This is a genomic window from Clostridioides sp. ZZV15-6598 (genome assembly GCF_020657705.1).
GTDB lineage: Bacteria > Bacillota > Clostridia > Peptostreptococcales > Peptostreptococcaceae > Clostridioides > Clostridioides difficile_F.
The window spans coordinates 1-1,652 of the sequence record NZ_JAGWCS010000261.1 but is presented as its reverse complement, the minus strand read 5'-3'; the positions used below and the strand labels follow the sequence as shown (position 1 = coordinate 1,652).

General features: G+C 46.9%; 1 rRNA gene. It reads right to left on the bottom strand.

What is annotated here, in order from left to right:
• Positions 1-1,549, bottom strand: a 23S ribosomal RNA gene (locus KGF50_RS21370); the annotation flags it as partial.
• Between the last annotated feature and the right edge of the window lie 103 nt (positions 1,550-1,652).

The window sequence follows — 1,652 nt, the reverse complement described above, 5'->3', positions numbered from 1 at the left end:
CCAGCATTATCAAAGCGGATTTACCTACTCTGACTGCCTCAATGCTTGGGCACACATAACCAACAGTGTGCTTAGCTTATCCTACTGTGTCATCCCATCTCTCAAACGGTTATCGGTAGTACAGGAATATCAACCTGTTGTCCATCACCTACGCCTTTCGGCCTCAGCTTAGGTCCCGACTAACCCAGGGCGGACGAACCTTCCCCTGGAAACCTTGGGTTTACGGCCTGTGGGATTCTCACCCACATCTCGCTACTCATGCCAACATTCTCACTCCCATACTGTCCACATGTCCTTACGGTCATGCTTCAGCCTGTATGGGAAGCTCCCCTACCCATCATTACTGATGCCGTAGCTTCGGTAGTAAGTTTTAGCCCCGGAAATCTTCGGCGCAGGATCACTCGACCAGTGAGCTATTACGCACTCTTTGAATGAGTGGCTGCTTCTAAGCCAACATCCTGGTTGTCTGTGCAATCCCACATCCTTTACCACTTAACTTACATTTAGGGACCTTAGCTGACGATCTGGGCTGTTGCCCTTTCGACTATGAATCTTATCACCCACAGTCTGACTCCCAAGTATAAGATGACGGCATTCGGAGTTTGATAGTCTTCGGTAGGTGCAATACCCCCTAGGACATTCAGTGCTCTACCTCCGTATCTCTCACCTTGAGGCTAGCCCTAAAGCTATTTCGGGGAGAACCAGCTATCTCCGGGCTCGATTGGAATTTCACCGCTACCCACAAGTCATCCCCGAGCTTTTCAACGCTCGTGGGTTCGGACCTCCACGAAATTTTACTTTCGCTTCATCCTGCTCATGGGTAGGTCGCCCGGTTTCGGGTCTACGTCAAGTAACTGAACGCTCAGTTAAAACTCGCTTTCGCTACGGCTCCACACCTTAAGTGCTTAACCTTGCTACTTAACGTAACTCGTTGGCCCGTTCTACAAAAAGTACGCGGTCACACAAGAAATGTGCTTCCACAGCTTGTAAGTGCAGGGTTTCAGGTTCTATTTCACTCCCCTCCCGGGGTTCTTTTCACCTTTCCCTCACGGTACTATACGCTATCGGTCACTAGGTAGTATTTAGCCTTGGAGGGTGGTCCCTCCTGCTTCCCACAGGGTTTCACGTGTCCCGTGGTACTCTGGATCATATCTGAAGTTTTCTCGTTTGACATACAGGACTATTACCTTCTGTGGTGGGTCTTTCCAAACCTCTTCAATTACGATACCTCTTCGTTTAAGATATGTCCGCAACCCCAATAAAGAAAACTTTATTGGTTTGGGCTATTCCGCGTTCGCTCGCCGCTACTTACGGAATCGAATTTCTTTCTCTTCCTTCAGGTACTTAGATGTTTCAGTTCCCTGAGTTCCCCTCATTAAGCTATGTATTCACTTAATGATACTTAGACATTACTCTAAGTGAGTTTCCTCATTCGGAAATCTTCGGATCAAAGTTTACGTGCAACTCCCCGAAGCTTATCGCAGCTTATCGCGTCCTTCATCGGCTCCTAGTGCCAAGGCATCCGCCCTGCACCCTTAATAACTTGACCAGTTAAAAAGGTTTGATAGATTAGAAGCTATCAACTTCGATAATTTTAAAAAGTTATCAGCTTTATATATTACAAATTAGATGTCATATCACTAAATATATAT